This window comes from Phycisphaerales bacterium (assembly GCA_020852515.1).
Taxonomy (GTDB): domain Bacteria; phylum Planctomycetota; class Phycisphaerae; order Phycisphaerales; family UBA5793; genus UBA5793.
This window is the reverse complement of record JADZAS010000016.1, coordinates 13055-36591: the sequence shown is the minus strand read 5'-3', so window position 1 is coordinate 36591 and position 23537 is coordinate 13055. Positions and strand designations below refer to the sequence as shown.

Annotated in this window: 15 protein-coding genes and 1 tRNA gene; 13 read left to right on the top strand and 3 right to left on the bottom strand. The window is 65.3% G+C overall.

The features are described 5' to 3' along the window. Nucleotides 1-11: 11 nt before the first annotated feature. Nucleotides 12-1250, top strand: a complete 1239-nt coding sequence (locus IT430_11960; GenBank protein ID MCC6908650.1) for a molybdopterin molybdotransferase MoeA — start codon at nt 12-14, stop codon at nt 1248-1250. Between the two features lie 6 nt (nt 1251-1256). On the opposite strand, the gene IT430_11955 is transcribed toward IT430_11960, so the two are convergent. Further along, complete coding sequence (locus IT430_11955) at nt 1257-2543, bottom strand: aspartate kinase (protein MCC6908649.1); 1287 nt, start codon at nt 2541-2543, stop codon at nt 1257-1259. A 148-nt stretch (nt 2544-2691) separates the two neighbouring features. Here IT430_11955 and IT430_11950 point away from each other — a divergent pair, with 148 nt between their 5' ends. After that, nucleotides 2692-3336 (top strand): prepilin-type N-terminal cleavage/methylation domain-containing protein, encoded by a 645-nt coding sequence (locus IT430_11950; GenBank protein MCC6908648.1) that lies wholly within the window; start codon nt 2692-2694, stop codon nt 3334-3336. 245 nt (nt 3337-3581) lie between these two features. Next, nucleotides 3582-4835 carry a hypothetical protein gene (locus tag IT430_11945; GenBank protein ID MCC6908647.1) on the top strand — a complete coding sequence of 418 codons (1254 nt, stop codon included), beginning with the start codon at nt 3582-3584 and terminating at the stop codon, nt 4833-4835. A 13-nt stretch (nt 4836-4848) separates the two neighbouring features. Here IT430_11945 and IT430_11940 read toward each other — a convergent pair whose 3' ends face one another. Next, a complete protein-coding gene (locus tag IT430_11940; GenBank protein ID MCC6908646.1) occupies nt 4849-6126 on the bottom strand; it encodes a homogentisate 1,2-dioxygenase in 1278 nt (425 codons plus the stop codon). Nucleotides 6127-6590: 464 nt separating this feature from the next. On the opposite strand from IT430_11940, the gene IT430_11935 reads away from it, so the two are divergent. From IT430_11935 to IT430_11895, 9 genes are all read left to right on the top strand, one after another. Next, the gene (locus tag IT430_11935) at nt 6591-9341 is read left to right on the top strand and encodes a beta-galactosidase (GenBank protein ID MCC6908645.1); all 2751 of its coding nucleotides are present in this window, start codon (nt 6591-6593) and stop codon (nt 9339-9341) included. 1 nt (nt 9342) lies between these two features. Beyond that, the gene (locus IT430_11930; protein ID MCC6908644.1) at nt 9343-10734 is read left to right on the top strand and encodes an anthranilate synthase component I family protein; all 1392 of its coding nucleotides are present in this window, start codon (nt 9343-9345) and stop codon (nt 10732-10734) included. Further along, nucleotides 10727-11239 carry an NUDIX domain-containing protein gene (locus IT430_11925; GenBank protein ID MCC6908643.1) on the top strand — a complete coding sequence of 171 codons (513 nt, stop codon included), beginning with the start codon at nt 10727-10729 and terminating at the stop codon, nt 11237-11239. The genes IT430_11930 and IT430_11925 overlap by 8 nt, the downstream gene beginning before the upstream one ends. A 56-nt stretch (nt 11240-11295) precedes the next feature. Continuing rightward, nucleotides 11296-12831, top strand: a complete 1536-nt coding sequence (gene zwf, locus IT430_11920) for a glucose-6-phosphate dehydrogenase (GenBank protein ID MCC6908642.1) — start codon at nt 11296-11298, stop codon at nt 12829-12831. Nucleotides 12832-12837: 6 nt separating this feature from the next. Beyond that, complete coding sequence (gene pgl, locus IT430_11915; GenBank protein ID MCC6908641.1) at nt 12838-13632, top strand: 6-phosphogluconolactonase; 795 nt, start codon at nt 12838-12840, stop codon at nt 13630-13632. 64 nt (nt 13633-13696) lie between these two features. Beyond that, nucleotides 13697-13770 (top strand) — tRNA-Arg (locus tag IT430_11910). A 268-nt stretch (nt 13771-14038) separates the two neighbouring features. Then, nucleotides 14039-14614: a DinB family protein gene (locus tag IT430_11905; GenBank protein ID MCC6908640.1), complete on the top strand. Its 576-nt coding sequence runs from the start codon at nt 14039-14041 to the stop codon at nt 14612-14614. Then, nucleotides 14602-15360 carry an NRDE family protein gene (locus IT430_11900; protein MCC6908639.1) on the top strand — a complete coding sequence of 253 codons (759 nt, stop codon included), beginning with the start codon at nt 14602-14604 and terminating at the stop codon, nt 15358-15360. The genes IT430_11905 and IT430_11900 overlap by 13 nt, the downstream gene beginning before the upstream one ends. Further along, a complete protein-coding gene (locus IT430_11895) occupies nt 15360-17984 on the top strand; it encodes an alpha/beta fold hydrolase (protein ID MCC6908638.1) in 2625 nt (874 codons plus the stop codon). The genes IT430_11900 and IT430_11895 overlap by 1 nt, the downstream gene beginning before the upstream one ends. 9 nt (nt 17985-17993) lie before the next feature. Here IT430_11895 and IT430_11890 read toward each other — a convergent pair whose 3' ends face one another. Next, on the bottom strand, nt 17994-19796 hold the full coding sequence (locus IT430_11890; protein MCC6908637.1) for a lysophospholipid acyltransferase family protein: 1803 nt from the start codon (nt 19794-19796) through the stop codon (nt 17994-17996). A gap of 171 nt (nt 19797-19967) precedes the next feature. Between IT430_11890 and IT430_11885 the strand changes: the two genes are divergently transcribed. Then, a complete protein-coding gene (locus IT430_11885; GenBank protein MCC6908636.1) occupies nt 19968-23507 on the top strand; it encodes a PD40 domain-containing protein in 3540 nt (1179 codons plus the stop codon). Nucleotides 23508-23537: the final 30 nt, after the last annotated feature.

The following is a 23537-nucleotide window of genomic DNA, read 5'->3' as shown; positions in this document are numbered from 1 at the left end:
CGATATGGCCGATGACCACGCCGCACCCGTCAGGCAATCTCCCCGACTACACAACCGCGCTGTCCCAGGCGCTCCAATGCGTCGCGCCCCTCGATCAGATCGAGCCCGTACCGCTCTCGGAAGCCGCCGGGCGAGTGCTGGCGGAGGGTGTTCACGCCGATCGAGATTACCCGCCGTTCAACCGCGCGACGATGGACGGCTACGCGGTGCGATCGAGTGACATCGGGCATATTGAGGCGTTCCGCGTGGTGGGCATGGTGGCGGCCGGCTCGGCGCAGCAGCCGCCCATCGCGCCGGGGCAGGCGGCGCGCATTGCAACCGGTGCGCCGCTTCCTCCCGATGCTGACGCGGTGATACCGCATGAGCTGTCCGATCGCGGCGACCCGGTGCGCTTTTCCATCAGCTCGCTCGAGCTTTGGGACAACGTGCACCGGCAGGCGGCGGATGCGAAGGCCGGCCAGGAAGTGCTCAAGCCGGCAACGCTGCTCGGCGCGCCGCATCTGGGAATTCTCGCGACCGTCGGCTGCACGTCGGTGCCGGTTCGCCGGCGGCCCGTGGTTGCGCTGCTGACCAGCGGCGATGAAGTGCTTTCACCCGATGCGCCCCGCGTGCTGGATCACCAGATACGCAACTCGGGCCAGTCGATGCTCCGGGCGCTCATCGAATCCATGGGTGGGCAACTCGGCTCCGCCGCGCACGTACGCGATGAGCAGAACGAGACGGATCGAGCCGTGGCTGAAGCGTTGGTCGATCACGATCTGCTTGTCACCATCGGCGGCATCAGCGCCGGCGAGCGCGACTGCTTCCATGCCGCGTTCGAGGCCGCGGAAGTCAAGACAGTGATCCGCGGCGCGGCAATTCAGCCGGGCAAACCGATTTTCATCGGCTGCGCGGAGCGCGGCGATCGTCGGAGACTCGTCGTCGCGCTGCCGGGCAATCCTGTATCGGTGCTCGCCACGGCGCACCTGTTTCTCTGGCCGATCCTTCGCGTCCTCGCTGGCCTGCCACCAGCGCTGCCCTGGACGAAGGTCCGACTCCGTGCGCCCGTGCGGCCAAACGCTCGGCGTCAGGCGTTCCGACCCGGAGCCTGGAGTCGGCTCGCGGGCGAGGCGGAAGTTCTCGACTGGGCCGGCAGCGGCGATCTCATTCACACTGCCGCTACCGATGGCCTGATCGAGTTGCCGATCCAGGCCGACACCGTCGAATCGGGCGCAGCACTTCGATTCCTGCCGTGGTGCTGGGTCGCTTGAGCACGGTCACTTGGCGGCGTTGGCGGTGGAGCGGCGCGCTGCGGCCACCGGCGTGAGCGTGTCCACGGCCGGCGATTGATCTCCCGAGAGACCGAACGCGGCATGCACGGCTTTGATCGCCTTCTCGCCTTCGCTGCGATTGATGATGCACGAAATCTTGATCTCGCTGGTCGTGATATTGAAGATGTTGATGCCCGCATCGGCCAGAGCCGAGAACATCTTCGCCGCCACGCCCGTGTGGCTGCGCATCCCCAGGCCGACGGCTGAGACGCGCGACAAGCCAACGTCGATGGAGAGTTCGCCGCGGCCGAGTTCCGCCAGCACGCGCTCCATGGCGGGCTTTATGTCCGCCAGGTCGCGATGCTCGACGGTGAAGGACATGTTCATGCCGTGGTTCGACGCTTCATTCTGAATGATGTCGTCCACGTTGATGTCCGCCTGCGCCAGCGCGACGAAGATCGCCGCATCCACGCCGGGCTTGTTGGGCAGGTCGCGCAGACTGACGCGGCCGAGATTCTCCTTGAGCGCGCATCCGACGACCGACGCGTTTTCCATTTCCGGATTCTCCTCGGTGATCAGCGTGCCCGGGTCGCTCTTGCGGCTGTGGCGCACGTGGATGGGCACGCGGTAGCGCTGGCCGAACTGCACAGCCCGGCTGTGCATGACGCCGGCGCCGAGCACCGCCAGTTCAAGCATCTCGTCGTACGAGATGCGATCAAGTTTCCGCGCTTCAGGCACGAGTCGCGGATCGGCCGTGTACACGCCGTCCACGTCGGTGAAGATCTCACAGGAATCAGCAGCCAGAGCCGCCGCCACCGCGACGGCGGTGGTGTCCGAACCGCCGCGTCCGAGCGTGGTGATCTGGCCGTCTTCGGTCACGCCCTGGAATCCCGCGACGATGACGACCCGGCCGGCGTCGAGTTCGCGCATGATGCGGGCCGTATCGATGCTCTGGATTCTGGCCCGCGTGTGCGATTCGGTCGTCCGGATTCCCGCTTGGGCGCCGGTGTGGCTGATCGCCGGCACGCCGAGTTGATTCAACGCCATGGCCAGCAGGGCAATCGAGACCTGTTCGCCCGACGAGAGGAGCATGTCCACCTCGCGGCGAGGGGGGTTGGCGCTCACCGCGTCGCCAAGGCGGACGAGTTCATCGGTAGTGTGGCCCATGGCCGAGACGACCACGACCACCCGGGTTCCTTGGGACCGAACGTCGGCGATGCGCTGGGCGACGGCGAGGATCAGATCGGGGTTGGCAACGGACGTCCCGCCGAATTTGAGTACGCTCAGTCCCATAAACCGCCCCTTCGGGCCTGCCCGCAGGTCCGGAAAGCGTGAAGAATATGCGGCAAATCGACACAAATATTGCCTCCAAAGCACTTTTCCACTTCCGTTGGGGCGGAACTGCGGTTATATTTCAGCGTCCAGATCAGGGGGAACTACTGTGCGAGCGGGATTCACGCTGCTGGAGATGCTGATTCTCATGGCGCTGACGGCGCTGCTGGTGAGCATTCTCACCCCCAGCCTGTCAAGCAGCCGTTCGAGCGCGCGCAACATCGAGTGCATGAACAACTTGCGCCAGATCGGCACGATGCACTTCGACCCGCTTTCCAAGCTCGATTCATGGGGCCTTTCGGCTTACGACCTGCCAAGTTCCGGTGGATCGTCGCCAGAGCAGACCGGAGGCCACGGCAGCAGCGGCCCGCCGCCGATACGCCGCGTCGAGGGCGATTCCCGCCTCGGGGGCGCCGTCAACATCCAGCGGCTTGAACAGCAGGCTCCCGAACCGCCCGCCTACTGGAAACTGACCTGCCCCGAAGCCGTTCGCACCGAGGTGAACAGCTACGGCATGTACTATCGAGTCGTCGGCGAGCGGTTTTCCGTCTATTCGACCTCGCGCGACATCATCTTCGGCTGCAGCGACTTCAAAATCGTCGATGTTGCCCAGAATTTCGCCTTCCGGCACCTCAGCAAGGCAAACTTCTACTTCGGCGACCACCACCTCGATTCGCGCACGCCTGAAATGTTCACGCGCACCCAGTGGATGGAAAATTCCTTCCGAGGCGGCGGCAACGGCGGCGGAAACTGACCTCCGCCCTGCGCGACGGACCTCCATCAGAACGTTCGGCACTCCCTCAGCTGGCGCCGGGTCAACCCGCGCCCCGCATCGGTCGATAACCATACCGGCGGCCGCGATTCGGCCGCCCAGGCTGGAATGGACTCGACACCGGCGGCGGTATGCTCATTCAGATCACACTTTGCGCACTGGCTCAAGTGGCGGCCGCGTCCTCGCCACCGTCCACGCTGCCCCTGCGCTGGTCCACGCTTGACTCAATGCCGCTGCCGGTGTTTGAAGCCGGCGCCGGAGTGAGCGACGACTGGCTCGTCATCAGCGGAGGCTTCGACGGGCAGCTCGACGCTACACCGGCCATTCAGATCCGACACGAATCGCGCGGCTGGCGGCCGATCGGGACGCAACTGGCCGAGCCCCGCGCCCGACATACGCAGACGACGCTCCCCGATGGCCGGATTCTCGTCGTCGGCGGCGTCCAAGGCTCGCTCCGGCCCGACGCATCGACGCCTCCCGCCGCCCTGGCCAGCGCCGAGGTGTTCCACCCCCTGATGGCCGGCTCGGAGTTTATCTCGCTCGGCGAACCGCTCACTGGACATACGGCGCATCTGTTGCCCGACGGCCGCGTGGCGGTCGTTGGTGGATCGTGGGTGCGCCTTTTCGAGCCGCAGGTCGGCGCTTTCACTGAGGCCATCCGCCTGCAGCGTCCGCGCCGCGATCACTGCAGCGTGCTCTGGAACCGCACGGTGTATCCCGATCCGTCGCCCCTGCTGGCGGATGGCTTGGAAGAACGCGAATTCGAAATCGTCGAGCAGGAGTTGTCGATCGACCAGACTCCGACGGCTCGCGGCGCGAGCATCGGCGCCACCATGGAGCCGCGGAAAGTGGTTGTGCCCAAGGAGCATCACGAACCGACCTACCCGTCCCGGCTCGTCGTGCTGATCATCGGCGGCGAAGGCGAGGGCACGGTTGAAGAAGTCGATCTTACGGAGAGGGTCAGTCGCGTCTGGTCGACGCAACTGCCCAGCGCCACCGCGCGCGGATGCGCCGCGGCGGACGCCGACGGGCGCATCCTGCTCATCGGCGGGGAGAGCAGCGAGACTGGCGAGTCGTTGGCTGCATCGTGGTGGCTCGATTCGCACGAGACCATCACTCCGGGGCCGGAGTTTCAACTGACTGGCGGTGTCGCAGCGGCTTCGTGCTTTGTCGATGCGATCGACGGAAGCATCGTCATGTTTGGCGGCGAATCGCGCCGCGCCGACGCCATCGCCTCCGTGACCACCGGCCGGATGATCCGGCGCGGCGGCGCACGCCTCTTCGCGCTGCCGCTGCCTCGCGAGGCAGCGCCATTCAGCCGGCGGCAGTGGATCCGGCTCGACGAGCGCCGGGTGGCGGCGGTGGGGGGATATCGCTTTCTCGATGCCGCTGCGGCGCGACACGAGCAGGTCGCGCCGGGTGTGCATCTGCGCGGCGTCATCGACGTCGTGCGATTGCCTTCGCCTATCGGCGGCGATTGAACCGCCAGCCGACTCACGTCCAGGTCGTGACGGGTTCGCTCCCATCCGCCGCGTCGGGCGAGTTGGCGTTCGCTCCCGGATGGCCGTTGCGGCTGCCCGTGGAGAAGTGCTCGCCCTGCCAGCTGGCGGGGTACTTCGAGTCGTCGAGATCGAGCGCCGCTCTGGTCGGAAACAGCGGGCGGAATGTATCGCACATGACCGCCAGTTCGTTGGTGAACTTGGCGCCGAGACTCTTCTCCACCGTGCCGGGGTGCGGGCCGTGGGGGATGCCCTGCGGATGCGCCGTGATGGAGCCGACTTCGATCCCCTTGCGCGCCTTGTAATTGCCCTCGACGTAGTAGAGAACTTCGTCCGAGTCGAGGTTGCTGTGGTTGTAGGGCACGGGGATCGCTTCGGGGTGCCAGTCGAGCAGGCGCGGGCAGAACGAGCAGATGACGAAGTTGTGGGCTTCGAACGTCTGGTGGATCGGCGGGGGCATGTGCAGTTTGCCCGTGATGGGCGCGAAGTCGTCGATGTTGAAAATGTACGGGTAGTAGCAGCCGTCCCAGCCCACGATGTCCAGCGGGTGGTACGAGTAGGTGTACGAATGCACGCAGTCGCGCGCTTTGATGCGCACTTCGAACTCGCCGCGCTCGTCATAGGTCAGCGGCAGTTGAGGCAGGCGCAGGTCGCGCTCGCAGTAGGGCGCGTGCTCAAGAAACTGCGCCGTCTTGTTGCTCAGATAGCGCGGCGGCGGGAGGATGTGCGATCCGTTGGCGGTCTCGATGCAGAGGAATCGCGGGTGCGGCTCGTCCTTGCTCTTCGGTTCATCGAACACCATGCGATACACGATGCCCTTGGGAATGATGATGTAGTCCTTGGGCCCGAACTTGAGCGTGCCGAAACTCGTGTAGAGTGTGCCGCTGCCGTAATGGATGAACAGGCACTCGTCGCCCTGACCGTTCTTGAAGTGGTAGTCCATCGGGTCCCTGGGCACGCAGATGGACATCTCGCAGTCGGCATTGCCGAACAGCACCACGCGCCCGGTGACTGGATCGCCCTTGGGCTCCATCGGCATCGTCTTGAGGTGGCGCATGCGCATGGTGTCCACCTCGACGTACTCGGGCTTCGTCGAGTAGAGCGTTTTCCACCCGGACACTTGGGTGGGAGGATGGATGTGGTACATGGTGGACGTCGGCCCGACGAAGCCCTCTGTGCCGAAGAGCTCTTCGGAGTAAAGCGCGCCATCAGGGCGGCGGAACTGCGTGTGGCGGGCCTTGGGCAGCTCGCCCAGTCGCGTGTAAAAAGGCATGGCGGTCTCCACGGGTTGAAGCGTGCTTCTGAAGTTCGAAATTATACCGAACGGCGTTGCTCGCGCGCCCGGTCGAGCAGCCCGGCCCACAAGTGGGCGCTACGCCGCAGGTCATTGCGCCAAGGCGATTCCGAACCCGTTGCCTGTACCTTCGGGACCGGAGCGAGGCGCATCGGCTTGCGGCCGCGATCGCGGATGGGTTGACGCTACCGCCTGATCTCAGGCTGATACCCCATGGGCGGAGCCTGCCGGAACATCGCGGTCGTCCACCTCGCCCGACCGCTTGTGAAAAAAACCGCAATCAGACTGGACTTTTTGATCTGCTGCCTATGCTTTCATGTCGAGAGCGGCCCGATCGGGTTCACAAGTCATTGAAAACAATTGGCTTAGGAATCCTCTTCCAGAGCGGGCGATCGAAGGTATCCAAGACAAAAACCAAACACGCTCCGAATCCGGGAAAAACTATGGCAACTGTCACGCACGATGGGCAATCTCTCCTCATCGATGGACGCCGCTTTTGGATCGTCAGCGGGACGATCGATTACTTTCGCATCCCGCGAGCGTTGTGGGTTGACCGCATCCGCATGGCGGCGGCGGCGGGTCTGAACACGATCCTCGTCCGCTGCCCCTGGGCGCTGCACGAGCCGCGCAAGGGCGAGTACTACTTCGAAGATCAGGCCGACGTCGCTGCGTTCGTGAAGATGATCAGCGACCATGGGCTCAAGTGCATTCTGCGTCCCGGCCCGTACATCGGCGGCGAGTATGATCTCGGCGGGATGCCTTCCTGGCTTCTGGCCGAGCCGGATCTCAAGGTGCGCCAGGGCACTGCTCCGTTTCTCGAAGCCTCAAGCCGGTACTTTGGCAAACTGCTCAAAGTGCTCTCGCCGTTTTCCGGCCGCTCCGGCGGGCCGATCGTGCTCGTGCAGGTTGAGCACGAGTGGCACTGCGGCAATCAGGAAGCGGCGGACGCGTACCTGCACGAAATCGCGCGCTTTATTCGCGAGCACGATTTCGATCTCCCGCTCGTCAACACGAACAACCTGTGGCAGCGCCGCGAAGAAACGATCGACACCTGGAGCGGTCGCGAGAACTTGCTGATGAATCTGCGCCAACTGCGCGCGATTCAGCCGAACCGGCCGCTCATCGTCGGCGACTACTGGACGGGTCACGTCGACTGCTGGGACGTGCCGCAGACGCCTCCGATGGCGCCCCCGACGCTGATTCACGAACTGGCGCAGGTGCTCGCGGCCGGAGCGCAGTTCAACCTCGCCCCATTCCACGGCGGAACGAACTTCGGCTTTGATGGCGCACGCCTGCCGGGCGCGACCGATCGATTCGTTGCGACTTCGAACGACGGCGGCGCGCCGCTCGGTGAATCGGGCGCCGTCAGGCCGTCGTATCTGGCCGTGCGAAAAATCTGCTTCTTTGCGTCGCAGTTCGCCCGCGTCTTCGCCAATCTCCAGCCTTCGCCCGGCGGCGCCGTGCTCGGCGTCATGCCTGAAAAGAGCGGTCGAAAAGTCAGTCGCCCCGGGTACTCGGTCGTGCATCTCGGCGGGGCGCAGGGCGAGCTCGTCTTCGTGTTCGCCGACGACCACACGCGATCGGACTCGACGACCATACTGCTGCCCAACGGGCGCGCGGTGCCCATTCATTTCGGCGTGCAGCCCGTGGCGTGGTGCCTGCTCAATACCCACGTCGGCGGGCGCGCGAAACTCGATTGGACCAACCTCAACGCATTCGCGGGCAACGGCAAGAACCTGCTCGTCCTCTACGGTCCGGCCGGTTCGCGCGGCCTGCTCAGCATTAATTACAGCGTGATCGAGATCGAAGTGCCGTCGAGCCAGACCCCCGCAATCGAGTTCCACGAGGACATGACCATCGTCGTGTGCAACGAGGAGGCGATCGACTTCACCTACGTGAAGGGCGACACCGCCTACGTGGGCATCGAAGGCTTCGATTCGCAGGGCAAACACATTCCCGCGGGCGCGTGGAGCCAGCACTTCATCATTCAGGGCAGCGGCGAGCACGAGGCGATCCCCACCGAGCCGCCTCCGCGCCGCTCGCCGCGCGCGACCATGACCGAGTGGACGTCGGCGGGCATGGACGACCACATCACGGGCAAAGCGCCCCGCTTCGCCACGATCGACGGCCCGAGCACGCAGGAGCAGTGCGCGGCGGGCTCGGGCTACGGGTTGATTCGCATCGTGAACCACAAGTGGCCCCGCCGCAAGATGAAGATCCTCGCGCCCGGCGCCGGCGACCGGGTGCACCTCTACGTCAAGGGGCAACTCAAGTCAATTCTCGGCTACGGCCCAGGCGCTACCGGCGCCATCGCCGACATCGCGCTGCCGGCCGGCCGCAACGGCACGCTCGTGGCGCTGATCGACAACCTTGGCCGCTTCGCCGGCGGCAACGACATGCACGAAGGAAAGGGCCTGACGCAACACCTGCACGAGATCAAGCCCAAGCGCGTGGGCAAGCCCAAGGTCGTGCCGACGCCGCCGCGCCGGCCGTTTGACGTTCGACCCTACCTCGAGGGTCTTCACAACGGCGACGTGACCACCGGACACGACGTGCAGTGGTCATTCGAACATCGAACCAAGTCGGCGCTCATCGTCGAGATCGGCGGGGCACACACGCCCGCGCTGATCCTGCTCAACGACCAGTGCATCGGCTTCTACTCCGGCCAGACGGGCCGGCCGCTGATCCACCTCGTGCTCGATGAAGCCGGCGGGCTGCGCAAGGGCCGCAACACGTTTCAACTCGCGCCGCTCCACGCAGGCGGCGAGCAGGAACTCGAAAACGCCGTGCGCTTCTACGACTCCAAGTCCGTGCTCACTGACAAGGCGACGTGGTCGTTTGCGAAGTGGGAGCAACCGCGGCCGAACCTGTTCAAGTTGCACGACAAGATTCGAGCGAAGGCGCTCGCCGGGCGGCCGGCGTGGTATCGCACGACCTTCTCGTGCTCGGAGGCGCCGCGGGCTTTGTGGGTCGAACCCAATGGCCTGAGCAAGGGGCAGATCTACCTCAACGGCCGCAACATCGGTCGCTACTTCGTGGCGACGCACACGGGCCAGAAGGTCGGGCCGCAGGAACGCTATTATTTGCCGGAGTCCTGGGTGAAGTACGACGAGCCGAACGAACTCGTCCTCTTCGAGGAGCACGGCCGCGATCCATCCAACGTCAAACTCGTCTACGCCGACTCCGCGTTCTGACGTGAATGTCATTGACGTGCTGCTGGCGGCGCCGGCGAGTCAGCCCCTGGTCGTTCTGAACTCCGGGCGCCTGCATGAGCGCTGGTCGCGCTGGTCGATGGTGGCCCAGCCCGCTGGAGTGTTCAGCCATCGCGCCGGCCGAACCTGCTGGCAGGCCTTCGATGGCGCGTGCGACGCTGCTCCTCGGTTTTCCAATAACCCCCTCATCGATCTGCAGCGGCTCGGCGAGCGCCTCGGTGCGCCGCGCGCCGCCCCGGACGGGGCCGAGCCGGCTTGGCGCGGCGGGTGGATCGGCTACATGTCCTACGAGTTTGGGCAGTCGATCGAGCCGCGGGCCTCGGCCCGGCGCGCCGACAAGCGCTCAAACTGGCCGCTCTACGAGTGGATGTGGTGCCCCGTGGTCTACATGCACGATGCGGCAAGCCATCGGTGGTACCGCGCCGATCTGATGCGCTGCGCCCCCGTCGACGATGAAAACCTTCGCGCATCGCTGGCGCTGGGAGAGCCGACTTTGCCGAGTACCACGGCCCCGCTCGAGCCATGGCGACCAGTGCAGTCGCAGGTGGAGATCGAACAGGCTATCGCCCGGACGATCGAGTACATTCACGCCGGCGACATCTTCCAGGCCAACATCGCGCGCCAGTTCGTATCGCGGCTCAACGTCGGGTCCCGCGAACTGGCCGCGGCAGCCTGGCGGGCAGCGCCGAACTGGTACTCGGCCTACATCGAGTGCGCTGAAGACCGGCAGGTGCTGTCGCTGTCGCCCGAGTTGTTCATCGAAGTGGATCGACGCAGCCGCGACATCATCACGCGTCCACTCAAGGGCACGGCGGGGGCTTCGGCGCAGCGCTCGGCGCTGGAACAGAGCGACAAAGACGAGGCTGAACTCAACATGATCGTCGATCTCATGCGAAACGACCTCGGCCGGGTGTGCGAATTCGGCTCCGTGCACGTGTCGCAGCAGCGGGCGATCGAATCGCACCCGACGGTGCACCACGGCGTGGCGACCATCGAGGGCCGTCTGCGCGAGTCGACTCGACTGCCCGAACTCATCGGCGCTGTCTTTCCCGCCGGCTCGATCACCGGAGCGCCCAAGATCCGCGCCATGCAGATCATCGATGAACTCGAGCCTTTTGCGCGAGGGCCCTATTGTGGCTCGATCGGCTACATCGGCGCCGACCGGATCGCACTCAACGTCGCCATCCGCACGATGACCATCGAAGGCCGGGCGGCGACATACGCCGCGGGCGCGGGGATCGTCGCGGATTCGGATCCGAGCCGTGAGTGCGAAGAGATGGCGGCCAAGACCGCGGTGGTGCAGGGGCTCGCCGCGGCGCCGCGAGGGCCGTTCGCGGAGACGGCGGACGCTGGAAAGGCGCTCACCCATGGCTGAGCGAAGCGGTCCCGGTGACTCACTTGGCGTGGCGATTCGCACCGACATTGTCGAAGCGTTCATCTTCCGCAGAACCGGCGCAGATGGAGTAGAACTGCTGCAACTGCTGCGCCATCGGCGGGCGGCGGTGTCGCCGGCGACCTGGCAGCCCGTGCTCGGCCACATCGAAGCGGATGAAACAGCGATCGACGCCATCCGGCGCGAGGTGTTCGAGGAAACGGGGCTGACACGCGATGCGCGCCTGGGATTGTGGCAGTTGGAACAGGTGCATCCGTTCTACATGGCGGCGATCAACGCCGTGCTTCTGTGCCCGCGGTTCGCCGCGGAAGTGATCTCAGACTGGGAGCCGAAGTTGAACGGCGAACACGAGGCGCACCGCTGGGTGACGGATGCTGAGGTGCGCCGCTGTTTCGTCTGGCCGGGTCAGCGGGCGGCCATCGACGAACTGCGCCGCGACATTCTCGATCCCGACTCGCCGTGTGCGGCACTGCTTCGCATCGAGTGACCAGCCTGCGCACCGGAGGCTATCGTCCAAGGTCATCATCCATAAGTGAGTGCTGAATGAAGCCGATTGCCGCTGCTCCATGTGTCCTGGTCGTTTTCGGCGCCTCGGGCGATCTGACGCGCCGCAAGATCATTCCGGCGCTGTTCGATCTCTTTCAGCGCGGCCAGACGCCAAAGGGCCTGACGGTGCTGGGCGTGAGCCGGACGGAAATGAGCGATGACGACTTTCGCGGACACCTGCGCGAGTGGGCCCAGCGCTTCGCCACGCGGTTCACGGAAGACGAGTGGACGCGCTTCGCCCGGACGATTCACTACTGCGCCGCCGATGGGACAGAGCCCGAGGCGTATCAGCAGATCTCGAGTGACATCGATCGCGCCTCGACCGAGCACGACAGCGGCAACAACATCCTGTTCTATCTCTCGGTCGCGCCGCAGTTGTATGAGCGGATCATCGAGTGCATCAATCAATCCGGCCTGGTCACCGAGGGCAAGCGATGGTGCAGCATCAACCGCGACGCAGCGCCCTGGCAGCGGATCATCGTCGAAAAGCCGTTCGGCGTCGATCTGCGATCGGCGCAGTCGCTGAATCGCGCGCTGGGCCGCGCGTTTGAGGAAGAGTCGATCTACCGCATCGACCATTACCTCGGCAAGGAACTCGTGCAGAACCTGCTGGTCCTCCGGTTCGCGAACACGATCTTCGAACCGCTGTGGAATCGGCGCTACATCCACCACGTGCAGATCACCGCGGCGGAAAAGGTGGGGGTCGAATCGCGCGGCTCGTTCTACGACCGTGCCGGCGCGCTGCGCGACATGATCCAGAGCCATCTCATGCAGGTCCTGGCGCTGGTGGCGATGGAGCCGCCGGGCCGCTACGCGGATACGCACATCCGGCGCGAGAAGATCAAGGTCTCCGATTGCATTCGAGTCGTGACGCCGCAGGAGGCGCCGCTGCGATGCGCGCTGGGGCAATATGGCCCGGGGCTGGGCGGCCAGGTCGCCTATCGCGACATCAAAGGGGTAGCTCCTGAATCGACCACTGAGACCTTCGCCGCGATCCGCCTGGACATCGACAACTGGCGCTGGTCCGGCGTGCCGTTTTTCCTGCGCACCGGCAAGGCGATGGCCCGCAAACTCACGGAGGTGGTGCTGACTTTCCGCGAGCCGCCCATCGACCTGTTCAGCCCCATCTGCGAAGGTGAGCCCGACTGTGTCCGAAGGCCGCCCAATCGCCTGATTATCAACATTCAGCCCGACGAAGGAATCAGTCTGCGATTCGAAGGCAAAATCCCCGGCGCCATGCGCATCGACTCGATCAAACTCGACTTCGACTACCTGGCCCGATTCGGAGGCGAGCCGATCGAAGCCTACGGCCCGCTGCTGCTCGACGCGATGCGCGGCGATCAGACGCTCTTCAAGCACCGGGATGAAGTGGAGGGGGCGTGGAGCGCCGTCATGCCGTTTCTCGATCCGGACCTGCGTCGGGACATCGCCGGAAACTACGCGCCCGGTTCCTGGGGCCCCCGGGAATCGGAAGATTTGCTGGCAAAATCGGGTTGTGCATGGCATAATCCAAGCGACGAGGAGACGCGCTAGACGAGCATGACCGACCGACGACCACCCGCGTATGAAGTGTCCATTCCTCCCCAGCCGCCGACCCTGCCGGGCGAAGTTGTCGTGGCGGACACGGTCGAGGAACTCGTCGAGCGCATGTCCAGCGACCTGCTCGGGCACAGCCTGAACTGCTGGCGGGCCTTCGGCGACTTTCACATGGCCGTGTCGGGCGGCTCCACGCCGGCGCCGTTCTACCGCCACCTCATGACCGACCCGATCTGCCGCGGCATTCCGTGGAAAAAGACGCATCTCTGGTGCGTCGATGAACGGCGCGTTTCCGTCACCGACGAAAACAGCAACTGGCGGATGATCGAAGACCACTTCGGCGCCCACTCGGGCATTCCCCGAGCACAGCAGCACCCGATGGACGCCCTGTCAGATCGCGTCGAGCACGAGTACGCCAAGGCCCTGCGGGCGGCGCTGGAGTGGCGCGAACGGGGGCAGGACCGGCTCGACTACGTACTTCTGGGGCTTGGCGCCGATGGCCACACCGCCAGCCTCTTCCCGCACAGCCCGGCGCTGAGCGAAGACGGCCGGCTCATCCGCATCAATTTCGGCCCGACCGTCGTGCCGCCCGATCGCGTCACCATGACGCTGGCGCTGATCAACAGCGCGCGGTTCGTCGCGGTGATGGTCACAGGTGAGGGCAAGGCAGAGATCATCCAAAGGCTCGCCGCCAATGCGCACGCGCGGATCGAGGACCTGCCGATCCGCGGGGTGCGGCCGCTCGGCGGCACGATGTGCTGGTATCTCGACCGCACGGCGTGCGGCGCCCGCGCCTGACTTGAACCTCTCGCAAGGCCGGTGTATTCTTGGGTAAGCAGCCGACCGAACAGCGGCTGATGCTGCAGATGTAGCTCAATTGGATAGAGCTCCTGACTACGGATCAGGGGGTTGGGGGTTCGAATCCTCCCATCTGCATTCACCTCACGCTCAGACCTGAGCGGCCACCGGTTCACACGACGCCAGTTCCCACGGCATCGCGGAGAATCGGTGCATCTCCGGCGCGGCGCCGGGGCCGACCTCAAGCCCGCGGGTCGGGACCCCGCGCTTCATCCTCTGCAAGCGCTGGTATCCGATCCCCAATAGAAAAGCCCGGGGCCGGGGCACAGTGGGTTGTTTGCCTCCCGGTGCTTATACTGCTTCCCGATTTCGAGTCCTAGGCGTCCCGGAACCGATTGGTGTCTACATGACCGAAAACCAGACCTGTGCTCCGCACACTGCAAGTCCCGCCGCGGCGGGCGCCTCGGTCTGCGGGATTGCGCCCATTCGCGAGATCCTCGAGCAGGTTCGGGTGTTGCTCACATCGATGACTGACGAGCAGTACGTCCGGTCGCCCGTGGGAGCTTTCCAGAGCAGCGTCGGAGGGCACATCCGCCACAGCCTCGATCACATCGGGGCCCTGCTCAGGGGATTCGAGAGCGGCGAGATCGATTACGAGGCCCGGGAGCGCGGCACGGCGGTCGAAAGCAGCCGCACCGCCGCACTCGATCGGATTGCATCGCTCGACGCGCATCTGGCGGGGCGTCTGAGCGAGGCGCCGGAGCGTCCGGTGCGGACGTGGCTCATGCTCCGCAGCGATTCGCCGCCGGTCGAACTGGTCTCGACGCTGGGCCGCGAAAGCGCCTTCGTGCTCAGCCACACGATCCACCACAACGCCATGGTCGCCGCGATGCTGCGCATCATGCAAGTCGAGATGCCTGAGCGCTTCGGCTACGCGCCTGGCACCATCGCCCATCTCAAACGCCAGTCATGTGCACGGTGACGATCATCCCGCTTGTCGGCCCGGACGGCGAGCGGATCGGGCTGCGACTGGCGACCAGCCGAGACGAATCCCGCCAACGACCGCCGGCCCTGCCACCGCGCGTGCACCGGGCCGGCAAGCACGATTCGATCTGGCCCAGCGATCCTGTCGGCGGCGGCACCTGGGTGGGGGTGAATCAGTCGGGGCTGGTCGCCACGCTGCTGAACCGCAACGACGGCTCCCCGCCGTCCACCCACCCCTCGCCGCGCAGCCGCGGAGAGATCATCCCGGAGATTCTTGCGCAGACGTCCGTCTCCGGCGCCGCGGAGGTCGTCGCAGCGCTCGATGCGCGGCAGTACCTGCCCTTCACGCTTGTGGTAACAGATGGCCAGAACCTGCTGCGCGCGGCTGCGGGCGCTTCGGAGGTTGATGTCGCATCGCAGCAGCTTGAGTTACAGCCGGCAATGTTCACCTCCTCCGGGCTTGGAGATGCGCTCGTGGAGGCGCCTCGGCGCCGGTTGTTTGATGGGTGGTTTGGCAATCAGCCATCGGAGTGGCCGCAGCGGCAGGCTTCGTTTCACCGCCACCGCTGGCCCGATCGGCCGCATCTGAGCGTGTGCATGAGCCGCGCCGACGCCAGGACCGTCAGCCTCACGGTTGTGGATGCGATCGCTGCGCAAATGCGAATGTCTTACTGGGGAGATTCGCCGGATGCGTGCGGCGACCCGGTCGTGGTTGAACTGCCCCGCAGTGGAGCGCCTCGCTGATGACTGCGTCCGAGGGGCAGACCGCACCGCGCACTCGGCGCTGGTTGCCCGCCTGGAGATGGTGGCAGTGGTGGCTGCTGCTGCTCGCGCTCTCGCTGGTTGTTCAGCTTTTCTGGCCCCGCGGCGAATCGCTCGCGCCTGATCAATCCAAGGTGGTGGTTCCTGCGGTGCGCGATGGTCGCCCGCTGGAAGAAAAGGCGATTTCGCTGGCCTACCGCCAGCAGGGGCAGGGCGAAGTCGTCGTGCTCATTCACGGCAGTCCGGGCTCCGGCGACAACTTTCACCTGCTGGCGCCGATGCTCGCTGAGCACTTCCGCGTGATTACGGTCGATCTGCCCGGCTTTGGCGCCTCCACGCGTCTGGTTCCGGACTACAGCCACCAAGCGCATGCGCGCTACGTGCTGGAGCTGCTCGATTCGCTCGATGTAGATAGGGCACACGTTCTCGGCTACTCGATGGGCAGCGGAGTGGCGCTCCGCATGGCCGAACTCGAGCCACAGCGCGTGAGCAGTCTCATCTTCTACGGCGGCGTTGGCATCGCGGAGGGCGAAGGGTCGGGTGATCCGGGCTTTGAGCGGCTCAAGAACTACCTCGGCTATGGCCTGCTCGTCATCGCGCCCGAATTCGTGCCGCACTTCGGGCTGCTTGGACCGCGGGCTGCCCGCCACGCATTCATGCGCAACTTCCTCGACACCGACTTTCGCCCCTTGCGCGGCGTGCTCGAGCGCTGGCGCAAGCCGCTGCTCATCCTGCACGGGCGTCGCGACCCCCTTGTCCCGGCGTGGGTCGCCGAGCAACATCACGAGATCGTGCCGCAGAGCGAACTGGTGATGTTCGATGATTCGCACTTCATGGTGTTCAGCGAGGCCAAGTCGCAGCAACTCGCCGATGAAATCATCCCGTTCGTCCAGCGCGCCTCCGATCCGGCCATAGTGCCGGCTCGCCGCACCGTCGATTACTCAGGCGGCGAGAGAGAGAAGGCGATTCTTCCCGTCGAACTGAATCTCAGCCGCGACATGGGGCCGTGGGCCACAATGGGCGCCATCATCGTCGGCACGTTTATCCTCGAAGATCCGACGTCGGTGGGGGTCGGCTTGCTCATCCGCGATGGGCAGCTCGATCCACTCGTCGGTGTGCTGGCCGTGTTCCTGGGAATCTTCATCGGCGATCTCGGGCTCTACCTCATCGGTGCGATCGTCGGCCGGCCCGCGCTGCGCTGGCGGCCCATCGCGCGGCGGCTGCCGGCGCACCACATCGATGTGCTCAGCCGCTGGTTCGACAAGCACGGCTGGTCGGCCGTGCTCGCCAGCCGCTTTGTGCCGGGCACGCGCGTACCGCTCTATGTCGCCGCGGGCGTGCTGGGCACGAAGCGCCGCCGCTTTGCACTCTGGACGTTCGGCGCCGTGGCGATCTGGACGCCCGTCATCATTTCGATCGTCGTCTTCTTCGGGAAGAGCACGACCTCCACCGTCCAGCGCATTCTTGGCGACGGCTGGATCGCCATCGTCGTCGTCGTGCTGCTTCTGCTGGTCGTTCTGCGGACCTTTGCGATGTTGACCAGCCGGCGCGGCAGGCAGCGGCTCATTGTGCTGGTGTCGCGACTGTGGCGCTGGGAGTTCTGGCCGGTGAGCGTCTTTTACCTGCCGCTCGTGCCGGTCGTCGCCTGGCAGGCGCTGCGCCGCCGCAGCCTCATGGCGTTTACCGCGGCTAATCCGGCGATCCCCCACGGCGGCGTGGTCGGCGAATCAAAGCACGCCATCCTCTCCGCACTGCCCGCCGAGCGCATCGTGCCCAGCGCGCTCGTTGCGGCCAGCGAGCCCGACCGCACCCTGGCACTGAAACGGATCCTCGAAGAGCGCGGCTGGTCGTTCCCGCTTGTGCTGAAGCCCGATGTGGGCGAGCGCGGTCAGGGCCTGAAATTGGTCCGCAACTGGGAGCAGGCGCAGGGCTACTTCGCGAAGTTCGCCGGCGACGTGCTCGCGCAGACCTACGACCCTGGACCCCTCGAAGCAGGCATTTTCTACTACCGATTGCCCGGCGAAGCGCGCGGCCGCATCTTCTCGATCACAGACAAGCAGTTTCCCGTACTTACCGGCGACGGAAAATCCACCTTCGAGGACCTCATCTGGGCGCACCGCCGCTACCGCATGCAGGCGTGGACGTTTCTGCACCGCTACGACGAGCAGATTGATCGCGTGCTGGCCCCGGGGGAACAGATGACGCTGGCCGTCTCGGGCAATCACTGCCAAGGCACCATGTTCCGCGAAGGCAGACATCTCTGGTCGCCTGAACTCGAATCCGCGATCGATGAAGTCGCGAGATCCTTCGATGGGTACTACTTCGGCCGATTCGACGTGCGCTACAGCGACGTCGACTCCTTCCGCGCCGGCCACGGTTTCCGGATCGTGGAGCTCAACGGCGTGCTCTCCGAGTCGTCGAACATCTACGACCCGCAGCACTCGCTGCTGTTCGCCTGGCGCACGTTGGCGAAGCAATGGGCGCTCGCCTACGAGATCGGCAGCCGCAACGCGCAGGCCGGCGCGCCCGTCACGCCTCTGCGAACGCTCGTGCGCGCCATCCGGTCGCACCGCGTGGACCGGCGCGTCGATGCGCTGGCGGATTGAATGCGGTCGTCACGCCAGGGCGGCCTGTGCCCCCAAGTAGCGCTCCAGGCCTTCGACGCCCAGGAATCGCCGCATGATGCGCCGGTCGATCTTGAGCACATCGACGAACATGAGCCCGTCGATGACGTTCCCGAACTGTGAATCGACGTTGAACCCCAGCAGCGCCGCGTTGAGTCCGAGGTACTGCCGCAGCAGCACGGGCATGGGCTTGCCGTCCGCCTCCAGTTCGCGCACGAGCGAGTCCACTTCGTCGAGATCGCTTACGACGGTGCTCATTCGCTGCGTTTCCCACTCGCGCGGCGGCATCTGGCGGGGCGGGTTGCGCGGCTTGATAAGGTCGCCCAGCTGCGGCAGGTATTTGTGCATACGAAGAAACGCCATGAGCAGCAGCCGCGACATTGTCGAGTATTCGGCGCTGATGCTTACCGGCCCGATCAGTCCCGTGTAGCGCGGATTGCGAATCAAAAACTGGCCGATGCCTTTCCAGAGCAGCATGAGCGGCGCCGTCGCCCGCTGCGCCTCGGGATGGATGAAGGAGCGGCCGAGTTCGACGCACGGATCGATCTGTTCGAGCAATCGCCGGCCGAAGCGGAACAGCGTGTGGGTGTACAGCCCTTCGATGCCGTGCACCGGGACGATCTGGTCCGTCAGGCCGACGCGGTACGCCCCGAGAATTCGGCTGCGCGCCTGATCCCAGACAAAGAGGTGCAGGTAGTGCCGGTCAAATCGATCAAGGTCAGTCGGGCGTCCTGTTCCTTCGCCGACGGCGCGGAAGGCGATCTCGCGCAGCCGCCCGATTTCCTGAAGGCAGTGGGGGATCATCTCCGCCGGCGCGCAGTACACTCGCAATTGGTCCTGCAAGACGAGTTCATGCTCGCCGCTCAGCGCTGCCACGTCCTCTGCGAGTCGTTCAGGCGGCGCCGGCTCAACGATCGGCGCGTGACTCACCGCACCCGGCCGGGCCGCGTCCGTCCGTGCGGCCGCCTTGCCCTCCTGCTGGCCGAGCAGGCTGACGCGCAGGCGCAGATATTCGGTGATGGACTCGGGACTGCCGTGCCGCTTGATCTGCTCGAAGGGGATGAGTTTGCCGATGCGCACCTGCAGGGCCCGTCCCCGGCGGCGGAGCATCTCGGTGGGCAGCATGAGGGTGCGCAGCCGCGGATGCACGACGCCTGCGGCGTGAAACAGCGTACTGTTGCGGCCCTCGAAGTGGATCGGCACGACCGGCGCTCCGGTCTTGAGGATCATGCGGGCGATCGAATCGTTCCACTGCGGCTCGACGATGCGGCGCTGTCGGAGCTGGAACGACGCGACTTCGCCGGATGGAAATGACGCGAGCATGTGCCCGTCGCGCAGCCACTGCATCGCCTGGCGCATGGTGGCGAGGTTGCGCCGCACGGCTGCCTCGCCGCCGAACGGATCGACGAACAGGTAGATCTCGCGCAGATCGGGGATGATCGACATCATGTAATTGCCGATCATGCGCGAGTCGGCTCGAACGCGGCGCATGATGGCCAGCATGGCCAGCCCGTCGATGCCGCCGATGGGGTGATTGGCGATGAGCACCACCGGGCCGGTCGCGGGGATGCGGCTCAGGTCGCCCAGCGTGAATTGCAGTTCGACTCCGAGCGCATCGAGCGTGCGGTCACTGAAGTGCCGGTCGTCGGTTGTGGAGTGAATCTCACGATAAATGCGATTCATCGCGGGGAAGCGCAGCACGGCTTCGAGTACGGGGCGAACGCCGCGCACCAGCGGACCGCGCTGCTCCAGCGAGAGGCGGAACGGATTGAGATCGGCAGGCGCGTGAGACACGGCGATCCTTGCACCGGTGAACGGCGAGACTCATTTCTCACTCTGACGGCAGCCTCGCCCAGCGGCGGTAGTATAAGCGGCAGTCCGGCTGGCCACGAGTCCGGCCGGCTGCTCGAACCATTGGGAGTTCAGCCCCGCATCTTGCCACGCCGCCGATCCAAGGAGAAACGGATGTCGCGTATGATCTTCGTCGCCCTCGCACTCACCTCCGGCCTGAGCCTCACCGGCTGCGCGGCGGCCGCGCCGACCGGTGCCGGCGGCGATGCGTCGGCCTCGACGGTCCAGCCCGCCGGGCAGCCGGCCCAAGGAAATGTCGATCTGCCTCGGTTTCCCTCCATCAGCCCCGACGGGTCCACCATCGTCTTCTCCTGGCGGGGTGACCTCTGGAGCGTGGCGAGCGAGGGCGGCCATGCCACCCGCCTTACGGCGCATCCCGCCGACGAGTGGCTTTCGGCGTGGAGCCGCGATGGCCGGCGCATTGCGTTCAACTCCACGCGGGCCGGCGGCAACAACATTTTCACCATGAACCGCGACGGCACGGACGTCCGGCAGGTCACCCAGATCGACCAGACCGTCGCGCTGTCGGGCTACGGCCTCGGCCCCGATGGCCGCGAAGTGCTCACCGGCTGGGCGCGCCTCGAAGGGGATGTCTACCGGGCCGCCCGGCCGTACATGATCTCTCCAGACGGCGGCGATCTCGTTCGACTCCACGGCGCGTTCGGCGAGTACCCCGCCGTGAGCCCGGACGGCTCGAAAGTCCTTTTCACGCGCGGTGGCTCTTCATGGTCGCGGCGCCACTACATGGGGCCCGATGACCGGGATGTGTGGCTCTACGACCGAGGCGATGAGTCGTTCAAGCAACTGACGCAGTGGGAAGGCAACGACGGCCGCGCGCAATGGGTCGATGACTCGACCATCATCTACATGTCCGATCGCAAAGACGGCGTCGTCAACCTCTACCGAATGGATCTTCAGCGCGGCGAGCAGGCGGTGGCGCAACTCACGCACTTCGATGAAAATGACGTGCAGGAGTTCGACGTGTCGGTGGATGCGAGTACAGCCGTACTGTCGGTTTGGGACACGCTGTACATACTCGATCTCGCGCGGCAAAGCGCGCGCCCCGCGCCGCTGACGATCACCGCCAACGAGGATGAGCGCGACAACTTCGAGATTCACCCGATCAACCGCGAGGTGTCCGAAGCAGCGCTGAGCCCGGACGGGCAGGTCATGGCGTTCGTCGCGTACGGCGAGGTCTATCTACGCAACGTCGAGGACAAGAGCCCCACGCAGCGCATTACCGACTCACACGCGCGCGAGAAGAACATCGCCTGGTCGCCAGACGGCGTGCGCCTGTACTTCACGAGCGACGAAGATGGAACCGACTCGATCTACATGGCCACCGTCGATCTGACGCGCGGCGAAATCATCGAGGCGTTCAAGAAGGCGACCCAGCCGCCCGAGGCCGAGCCGGCCGAGGAGCCTGCCGCCGAAGAGCCTGAGGCCGAAGAGCCCGCTCAGGAAGATGAACCTGCGGCCGAGACGACGCCCGAGACTGAGCCGCCGGATGCACCCCCGGCCGAGCCGGCGCCGGCCGGAGCCGATGAGCCCGCGGACGATGAACCGGAGCAGGACGAGAAGGTCAAGGACGAGAAGGAAGAGGAGAAGGTCCCGCCGCAATTCGATCCGAAGCGCTGGCACGATGCCGTCAAGTTCACGATCACGCCCGTCGTGGCGACGATTGAGCACAACGATCGCCAGCCGATTCCATCGCCCGACGGCCGAAGCCTGCTCTTTCGGCGTGGTCGCGGGGATCTCATGCTGCGCGACCTTTTCACGGGCGAAGATCGCCTGATTGCCGCCGGGTGGGATACGGGCATCGAGGCGCGGTGGAGTTACGACAGCCGCTACGTCGCCTACCAGCAGGAGGACATGGACTTCAACGCCGACATCTGGATCGCTCCCGCCGATGGCTCGGCGCCGGCCGCGAACGTCACGCGCCATCCCGACAATGACTCCAGCCCGCGCTGGTCCGCCGACGGCCGCATTCTGTCATTCGTCTCCGAGCGCCTCAACGAGGAGACAGATGTCTGGATGGTCTACCTCGACAAGGACATCGAGTCGTACACGCCCAAGGAACTGCAGAAGTACTACGACGACGCAGCCAAGGAGGCCAAAAAGCGCAAGCCGATCAAACCAGTGCGATTCGACGAGCCCGCCCCGGAGGTCAAACCGTCGGAAGCGGACCCGCTCGATCTGGAGGACGCCTACCTCCGCCTGCGCCGCGTCACGAGCATGTCAGGCTCGGAAGGCAACCTCGAAATGACGCCGGCCGGCGATTACTACATCTTCTCGGGCCGCACGGATGAGTCGGGCCTGTTCTCCGTCAAATGGGATGGCAGCGATCTCAAGCGAATCACCGGGTTCGCTTCGGTTCAACATCTCAATACCGCCGGCGACAAGATCGTCATCATTTCCGGCGGTCGCGGGGCGACCATTCCTGTCACCGGCGGAAAGACGGAAACCATCGACATTGACCACACCATGCGGATCGACCTCCAGGCACAGGCCAGCCAGAAGTTCCTGGAGGCGGCCCGGATCCTCGGGGAGATGTTCTACCACCCCACGATGAAAGGTCTCGACTGGCCGGCACTGACGGACAAGTACCACGCGCTGGCGCGGCGGACGCGAACCGCTGATGAGTTCAACGACGTCGCCGCTCGGTTCATCGGCGAACTCAACGGCTCGCACCTGGGCATCTACGCGCGCGGCGAATCACCTTCGAACAATCAGCCCATGGGACGGCTGGGAATTGACGCCGTGCGCGAGGGCGATGCCTACCGCGTGACTGACATCGTCGCCCTGGGCCCGGCAGCGACCGGCCAGATGAGACTGCAGGTCGGCGATCTCATCACCGCCATCGATCTCCAACCGTTCGAGCCAACGGACACGATTGAATCGCGCCTCACCGGCCGCGTAGGACAGGAGACCATCGTCTCGATCGTCCGCACGAACGAGGACGGCACGACCATGCCGCTGGATGTACTCATGACCCCGATCAGCGGCGGAGCCGAGCGAGGCCTGCGCTACGACGACTGGCGCATCCGCAACGCCAGAAAGGTGGAAGAGTGGTCCGACGGGCAGATCGGCTACATCCACATCGAGGGCATGAACCAGCCGTCGCTGGACATCTTCGAGCGCGATCTCTACGCCGCGGCGCATGACCGCAAGGCGCTCATCATTGATGTCCGCAACAACGGTGGGGGATGGACGACCGACCGGCTCCTCGCCTCAATCGCCTATCCGCAGCACGCCTACACCATTCCGCGCGGCGCTGACCCCGACGCCACCGGGCACTATCCGCAGGATCGCCTCTTCATCCAGCGCTACAACCTGCCCATCAACATGCTCTGTAATGAGAAGAGCTTTTCCAACGCGGAGATCATCTCGCACGCATTCAAGACCATCGGACGCGGGAAACTCGTGGGCCAGGAAACCTACGGCGGCGTGATCAGCACCGGCGGGACCAATCTCATCGACGGGACGCTGGTCCGGCTCCCGTTCCGCGGCTGGTACCTCCTGGATGGCACCGACATGGAAAACCACGGCGCCGTGCCCGACATCCTCGTGCCGCAAACGCCCGAGGCGGAATCGGCCAACGAAGATGAACAGTTGCGCGCCGCGGTGGATGACCTGCTGTCGAGAATTCAGTGAAGCGGCGAGGCGGGATATCCCGGGCGTGAA